This is a genomic window from Acinetobacter towneri DSM 14962 = CIP 107472 (assembly GCF_000368785.1).
Taxonomy (GTDB): Bacteria; Pseudomonadota; Gammaproteobacteria; order Pseudomonadales; family Moraxellaceae; genus Acinetobacter; species Acinetobacter towneri.
In genome coordinates this window covers 1-6,706 of sequence record NZ_KB849661.1, presented here as the reverse complement: position 1 = coordinate 6,706, position 6,706 = coordinate 1, and the positions used below count along the sequence as shown (strand labels likewise).

Here is a 6,706-nt window from a genome sequence, read left to right as displayed (position 1 = left end):
AAATGCCCAAAAAGCCGATTTTGAAACAAGTCGGCTTTTTTATGAGCGGTTTTGATAGTTCTTGCCAATAAAATCGATCAAAAAACATTCATATTTCGCTTTTTCCCTGATAACTCAATGCCTGCACTTCGGAAATTATCCGCAATTTCTGCGGACAACTCTTGGGATAAAATGAGCCAACTTTGTAAGCTAAAGCTTACATGGATTTAAGGATTTTGCGGCTATACGACACAACGCTTATTTCCTATCATGGGGACATAGAGAGCAGGATGCTCCAGATAAGAATAAGAAAAGACAGCAACGGAAAATGCAGGTACGACAGGAGTTATACCGAAACCACCGATACGAAAAAGCCCGACAGCATGTCGGGCTTTTTTATTAGCTTCAATATAATTAAATCACTTTAAATATGATTATTTATATCACTCATATGATAGCTATAAAATTTTGAATATTTTTCCACTGAGATTACTTTGAAAAAGCATGTCAAAATTAGGGCGTATATCTTCACCATCAACAGTGATATGTTTTATATTCGAAGGAGATTGCATGTTAGCAAATTGATGATCTACTGTGGCTTGAATAGAGTGTTTAACCCCAAATTGGTCTTTGACACTGACAGTCTCTTTAAACATATATATCCCCTTAATAAAATTGAAGTGCAAAAATACACATAAGATATTGATATTTAGTTTATTTTTAAACAACTTTATAATTTAATTTAAATAGCTGATTTAGAGAAGTGTAAAAAGTACGGCCATCCAAATTTAAATCAACTTCGATTCCTGATTCCAACAGAACTCTTTTACCGACTTCAATTTGTTTAAAGCCTTCACGTGTACTCTGCATTTTATGACGGGGAATTAATGAAACAATAATTTCAGTACCATTTTTAGATTTTGCAATTAAATCATTCATTTTTAACATCTTATATCCTATTTTTATAAGTTTTTCATTTTTTAAACAAATTTTAGAGTATAAAAAAGCACTCATGAGTGCTCTTTATCACTGCCTATTTTTACTTAAATAGCAACAATATTCACAGCATTTGGGCCTTTTTGACCTTGAGCGATACTAAACTCAACCTGCTGACCTTCATACAAAGTCTTAAAGCCTGAGCTAGCGATTTCACGGAAGTGAGCGAAAACGTCTGGACCTGATTCTTGTTGAATAAAACCAAAACCTTTAGCTTCGTTGAACCACTTAACAGTACCTTTAACAATATTTGAGTTTGACATAATAAATCCTACTGATTTTTAATAGTTTTTAGTCATTTTATTGACTGATTATAACTTTGAAAATAATAAATAATGAGACTTAAAATCTGAAAAAACGAAGGATTATGACTAAAACTGCGATACTTAAAGAAGATTTACCGAAACAAGACTTTTTTCTAGTTAAGTTAACTATACACTAAAAACACAAATAATCAATTTTTATTATATATATATTTATTTAACTAATAATTGATATATTATTTATAATAAAAATTTAATTTAATTCAACAACATATTTATATTTTAATAATTTATTTTTTAACATAAAACCTCTTATACGAAATTCATCTGTTAGAACCCATTTAAAGTGTCTATTTCAAAAAACACAATAATAATGTGTTATCACATTATATATGTGTTATATTGCTAATGAAAAGGACAGGATTCACTGTATGACTTACACAGAGCTTCAAATTACATTGCTAGAAATGGGCTTATCAATTAAGGATCTTGCAATGTTACTAGGCATGAATCCCAATTCGATTACCAATTATAAGAGTACTGGTATTATTCCCCTTAACTTAGCAATTACAGTAACTCTGATAGCTAATTTAAAGAAAGCAGACCTGTCTCCTGAAGAAATCATAAATGAAGTCAAAAAAAGACATGCAAACACCCTCATTGAGAATAATTAAAGGTAATAAATTATGCGTACAGATCTACTTTTAGAGTTAGCTGATTTCTTAGAAAAACTTGATCCCAATAGATTTGATATTCGCACTTGGAGAAGACCATCTAAAGACTCAGTGGGCTTCGTAAGTGATGAACAACTCGTCACTGACTGTAAGGCTGTTGCTTGTGCTATTGGATGGGCTGTGACTTTGCCAAAGTGGAAGGATGCAGGATTCTATATGGACACTTTGGACATCACTAAAGAGCATCTGAGTAACCCATTAAGTACACCATACACTATGGCTATTGTGAAATGGCAAGGTAACTCAGCTATCGATTCTTATGATGCTTTGCAAGCAGGGTTGAATCTTCCAACTGGTATGGCTGAGGTTCTTTTTGACTTCAATAACTATGCTGATGAAGAATTTACAAATGCCCAAACGGTGGCTGAAAGAATACGTGAGTTTTGTAATACACCATCAGAAGAACTCATGGATTTAATAATTTCTTATACTGATACTGAGTAATTGATACAAGCGTAAAAATTTAAGAAACTCAATAAAAATGGAGCCTTATGCTCCATTTTTAAATGTTAATTTCAGGAAAGCTTTAAATTAATAAACTTAGTTCATAACCTGATTAGGTTTCAACTAGAGCGCTTTCCATAAACAATATCAAACTCATCTTCGTTAATAAAATCAGTTGCTAATAGCTCAACTTGATATTCATCATTTAAAATTTCAACAACAATATGAGGGAGCAATAGATATAACTCACGTAAAGCATTTGGGTTACCTGTTACCTTTGTATAAAAACTTTGACCATCAATTTGTCTAATTCTTTCATTTACTGGACGTCTTTCTTTTGTTTTATTGTCAGATGGTACAAAAGGCTTGTCATAAGACTTCCCATTTTTAGGAAGTATTTCAACATAATAACCAATTGAATCTTCTGGCATTGTTTCTAATTTATTGAGAATATCATCATAAATTGCAATTTTATGATTTCCCTTAGTTGTATTGTGCTTATTCTTTATTTCAGCTACGAATTTCTTCTTAGCAGATTTTAAGTCCAAAACTTGCCCTGTACCTAAATCTTCTACCCCATCTAGAGTTGCCAAAATCTGTTGATGTAAATCCCCAACATGATTTTGGAGTGTTTTTTGAATTTGTCTCTTTTCTTCCTGCTCTAGCCACTCTTCGAATGTTATCCCTTTTAAAGCACTTTCCAATGAAGCAGAAAATACATCAAGAGTATTTCTACGTAAGTCAGCAGAAGAATCCTGTGATTCATAAGCTTCTTTTACAATTGGAAGTAATACAGCTTTTAATTTATTTCTATCAAATGTAGACATCATGATTTCCAAATAATACTGGACCTGGCTTTCAATAACGGATAAACTCATCCTTTATCTTGTATTTAATTTCCCAACCTATGAATGTACTTACCTCTTTTGAAGATTGTTTTTCGGCCGAAATAATTGCAGATGCTCTTTCGGTTTCCAAAAGAAATATTGAATCATGGGCAAAAAATGGAAAACTAGTCCCTAGTCTAGACCCTAATGTTCATAAAAAACCATATAAAAAAGAACAACTAATGCAATTCCCTCAATTTCAAGCTATGTTCAATAGCTCATGGGATCAGCAGGAAAGAATTACACCTAATCGAAATTTATCGTTAGTTGAGTTATTCGCTGGAGCAGGGGGGCTTGCTCTAGGCTTAGAAAAAGCTGGTTTCAAATCAGTTTTATTAAATGAAAAGGATAAGTTTGCTTGCCAGACTCTAAAATTTAATAGACCTAAATGGAATGTTATTGAAGATGACATTGCTAACGTTGACTTCACTCATTTACAGGGTAAAGTTGATCTATTAACAGGAGGATTTCCATGCCAGCCATTTTCTTATGCAGGAAAACAACTAGGCTTTGAAGACATTAGAGGGACTTTAGTCTTTGAGATGGCTAGAGCTATTAAAGAAATTCAACCTAAAGTATTTTTAGCTGAAAATGTAAAAGGATTAGCTGAAAATGATGATGGAAAAACCTTAGAAACAATTATTTCTATTCTAGAAGAAATAGGCTATGAAATTGTCGAAAAAGATATTTATAAAGCTTTATTCTATAAAACACCTCAAAAGCGTGAACGTCTTATAATTATTGGCGTTCGAAAAGATCTAGTTGGCAAAGCTACTTTTGAAAAACCGTCTCCATATCATCGTATTTTAAATCTGCGTGATGCTTTCAAAGCTGGTGAATTATATGAAAATGATGTTCCTGAATCTGTAGGTCAAAAATATCCTCAAAGAAAGGCAGAAATTATGTCGCATGTTCCTGAAGGTGGATATTGGAGAGATCTACCTCTAGAACTACAAATTGAATATATGAAGGGTAGTTTCCACTTAGGGGGTGGAAAAACAGGTATGGCTAGACGATTATCATGGGATGAACCAAGCCTAACCCTAACTTGTGCACCAGCACAGAAACAAACAGAACGCTGCCACCCTAGCGAAGATAGACCACTAACAACTCGAGAATATGCAAGAATCCAAACATTTCCAGATAATTGGATATTCCAAGGATCATCAACTCAAATATATAAGCAAATAGGAAATGCTGTCCCAGTCAACTTAGCATTTGCTATCGGCAAATCATTAGTAAAAATGCTAAATCAAATGGATTAACCCTAAAAGAAGGCACCTTCTAATTAAAGGTGCCTTTTAATATTTTCTAATGCATTTTCGACATCTTTAGACTTTGATTCTAGAATCACTTTAAAATCTTTTAAATGATCATATCTTTTTAATTTTTTTACATAATTAGCAACTGTGTTATTAGAACATCCTAAAAAATTTGCTATCTCCTTTTGATAAAGCCTATGATTTACATAAAGCTCATAAGCTAAAATTTGCTTTAATCCAATTGGAGTATCAAAAAACTTCTTGTCGAACATGTTTAAAAACAATCTAACTATCAATACCTGTCTTATCATCCCATATATCAAAAGATTTAACATAAAATCTCTTATGCGCAGTTCATTTGTAACTCCAAAATAGAAGTGTCCGCTTACATACCAAACTTATAAACTGATCTGATATAAGAGCAAAACTTATCAATAGCATCCCGATGCCAACATGAAAAAATGAAGTAAAAAATTAAAGTAACAATACCAAAAACAAGAAGTGACCAATTAGTATCGATTCCTTGAAAGAAAGATATAATAGGTAAACTAATTGCAAAACATGAATAAATTAGAATTAATGTATTGATACTAAAAGCTAAATTTCCAATTGAAAGGACAATAGAGGCGCTGTTACTATGTTCTTTAATGTTTAGTTTTTTATAGTAAATAAGCTCAAGAAGAGTAAGAAAAAAGACAAGGTAAAAGAAAAAAGTAATTAACACTGGCGTATTAGTCGTAAAGATGCCACTAAACCACTGATGTAATGTTCCCGTTCCATTAAGTTCTTCTCTAGGGATATATTTTTCTACGAAGATAGCAGTGTTATGTCCTATATTTGTCGACCAAAAATAGGTTGCTACAAAAATAGCTAAAAGGTGAGTGACTAAATTCCAAAAATTATCTACAAGATTAGACCATTTCATTTTCTTAGATTACTCTGTTATCTTTATTAAAATATAAAAAACTCAGTATTTTTAATTGGTTGGCGAACCAAATCAGATCTGAATTGTTGCATCAGTTCTTTAGTCAATGGACTTGGCTGCTGAATCTGCATGATCAAAAGCTGTAAAAACTGTCCGTGACTAAATACGGCCAAATTCTTTTCAGCATAGTGCTCAGCCACGGCCTTTAACTTGTGATGAAAAGCCTGCACTCGCAGATAGAGATCCTCGAAAGATTCGGCATCATCAGCGTCCCGATGCTGGCAATCCATTTTATCCCAGTACGCATTCACCCATGCTTTACGGTCATTCAAATTGGTATTGGCACACTTTCGCTCAGACAGATAGCTAAACTCATGCAAATGCTCGTCCACTTCAAAATCAAGCTTATATTTTTCCAGAATCGGTGCTGCGGTTTGTTGCGTCCGCAAATACTTGGACACCATCACATGATCAATTTTAGGCAGCGTAGAGCATAAATTTTGAGCCTGAATATGGCCATTCTCGCTTAAAGCGATTGAAGCATGTGAAAGCGTCTTTCCATTGATATTGGCTTCACTTTCAGCATGTCGAACCAGAAAAATAGCCATATTTAATTCCGTTGAACTGAATCCTATGAGATGGATCTAAGCTAGAGATTAGTAATCCTGCAAATTGAGAATAGGAAAATCCTTCTCGCGCATCCGGGCATGTGCCATTTTTAACTGTTCAGGTTTAGCCATTGCCCGAAGCATCAGCAGCATTTCCAGACTTAAATTATCCACTGCACCACTTTCTGTATGCGCTGGTTTTTCATCTTTCTGAGCCATTAAAATTTCTGTAATCAATGACGTTTTTTCATCCAGACTTTTAAACAATCTCAGCAGTTCTGCGAGCTGATTTGACGAGCTTGACTCACACTCATCCAGCAAACTTTTCACATAAGTTGATACACGCATTCCCTTGGCAGCCGCTCTCATTTCATACAGGAAATACTGCTCTTTGGACAGCCTGATCGTAACCCGATTATCATTACTCATTTCATTTTGATCTGTGACAAACATGTGACAATTATAAATATATAAAACAAATATTTATGTTTATATTTGTGACATTTGGCGTCATCTAAAAAATTAATGAAAGACAAGTAAAATTGATATAAGCCGTTGCTTTTAAATAAAAAATTTAAGATTTTTTAGCATCATGACTATGTGCGTAT

11 protein-coding genes are annotated in these 6,706 nt (G+C 33.3%); 3 read left to right on the top strand and 8 right to left on the bottom strand.

Annotated features, from left to right (window positions below):
• Positions 1-437 precede the first annotated feature (437 nt).
• The 3 genes from F947_RS00090 to F947_RS00080 all read right to left on the bottom strand — a co-directional run bounded on the left by F947_RS00090 (position 438) and on the right by F947_RS00080 (position 1,238).
• The gene (locus F947_RS00090; protein WP_004967399.1) at positions 438-635 is read right to left on the bottom strand and encodes a hypothetical protein; all 198 of its coding nucleotides are present in this window, start codon (positions 633-635) and stop codon (positions 438-440) included.
• Positions 636-699: 64 nt separating this feature from the next.
• A complete protein-coding gene (locus tag F947_RS00085) occupies positions 700-927 on the bottom strand; it encodes a hypothetical protein (RefSeq protein WP_004967397.1) in 228 nt (75 codons plus the stop codon).
• A 95-nt stretch (positions 928-1,022) separates the two neighbouring features.
• Positions 1,023-1,238, bottom strand: coding sequence for a cold-shock protein (locus F947_RS00080; protein WP_004967395.1), 216 nt, complete (start codon positions 1,236-1,238; stop codon positions 1,023-1,025).
• A gap of 431 nt (positions 1,239-1,669) precedes the next feature.
• Here F947_RS00080 and F947_RS00075 point away from each other — a divergent pair, with 431 nt between their 5' ends.
• Both F947_RS00075 and F947_RS00070 read left to right on the top strand, forming a co-directional pair.
• Positions 1,670-1,912: a hypothetical protein gene (locus tag F947_RS00075; RefSeq protein WP_004967393.1), complete on the top strand. Its 243-nt coding sequence runs from the start codon at positions 1,670-1,672 to the stop codon at positions 1,910-1,912.
• A 12-nt stretch (positions 1,913-1,924) separates the two neighbouring features.
• The gene (locus F947_RS00070; RefSeq protein ID WP_004967389.1) at positions 1,925-2,416 is read left to right on the top strand and encodes a hypothetical protein; all 492 of its coding nucleotides are present in this window, start codon (positions 1,925-1,927) and stop codon (positions 2,414-2,416) included.
• A 119-nt stretch (positions 2,417-2,535) separates the two neighbouring features.
• Here F947_RS00070 and F947_RS00065 read toward each other — a convergent pair whose 3' ends face one another.
• Complete coding sequence (locus F947_RS00065) at positions 2,536-3,243, bottom strand: Eco47II family restriction endonuclease (protein WP_051062263.1); 708 nt, start codon at positions 3,241-3,243, stop codon at positions 2,536-2,538.
• 80 nt (positions 3,244-3,323) lie between these two features.
• Between F947_RS00065 and F947_RS00060 the strand changes: the two genes are divergently transcribed.
• Positions 3,324-4,568 carry a DNA cytosine methyltransferase gene (locus F947_RS00060; RefSeq protein ID WP_004967386.1) on the top strand — a complete coding sequence of 415 codons (1,245 nt, stop codon included), beginning with the start codon at positions 3,324-3,326 and terminating at the stop codon, positions 4,566-4,568.
• A gap of 23 nt (positions 4,569-4,591) precedes the next feature.
• Here the strand turns inward: F947_RS00060 and F947_RS00055 are convergent, their stop codons facing one another.
• The 4 genes from F947_RS00055 to F947_RS00040 are packed head-to-tail and all read right to left on the bottom strand — an operon-like array spanning position 4,592 to position 6,551.
• The gene (locus tag F947_RS00055; RefSeq protein ID WP_004967384.1) at positions 4,592-4,900 is read right to left on the bottom strand and encodes a hypothetical protein; all 309 of its coding nucleotides are present in this window, start codon (positions 4,898-4,900) and stop codon (positions 4,592-4,594) included.
• A 50-nt stretch (positions 4,901-4,950) separates the two neighbouring features.
• Positions 4,951-5,490, bottom strand: a complete 540-nt coding sequence (locus tag F947_RS00050) for a hypothetical protein (RefSeq protein ID WP_004967382.1) — start codon at positions 5,488-5,490, stop codon at positions 4,951-4,953.
• A 26-nt stretch (positions 5,491-5,516) separates the two neighbouring features.
• Positions 5,517-6,098, bottom strand: coding sequence for a histidine phosphatase family protein (locus F947_RS00045; protein WP_004967380.1), 582 nt, complete (start codon positions 6,096-6,098; stop codon positions 5,517-5,519).
• 48 nt (positions 6,099-6,146) lie between these two features.
• On the bottom strand, positions 6,147-6,551 hold the full coding sequence (locus F947_RS00040; protein ID WP_004967379.1) for a hypothetical protein: 405 nt from the start codon (positions 6,549-6,551) through the stop codon (positions 6,147-6,149).
• Positions 6,552-6,706: the final 155 nt, after the last annotated feature.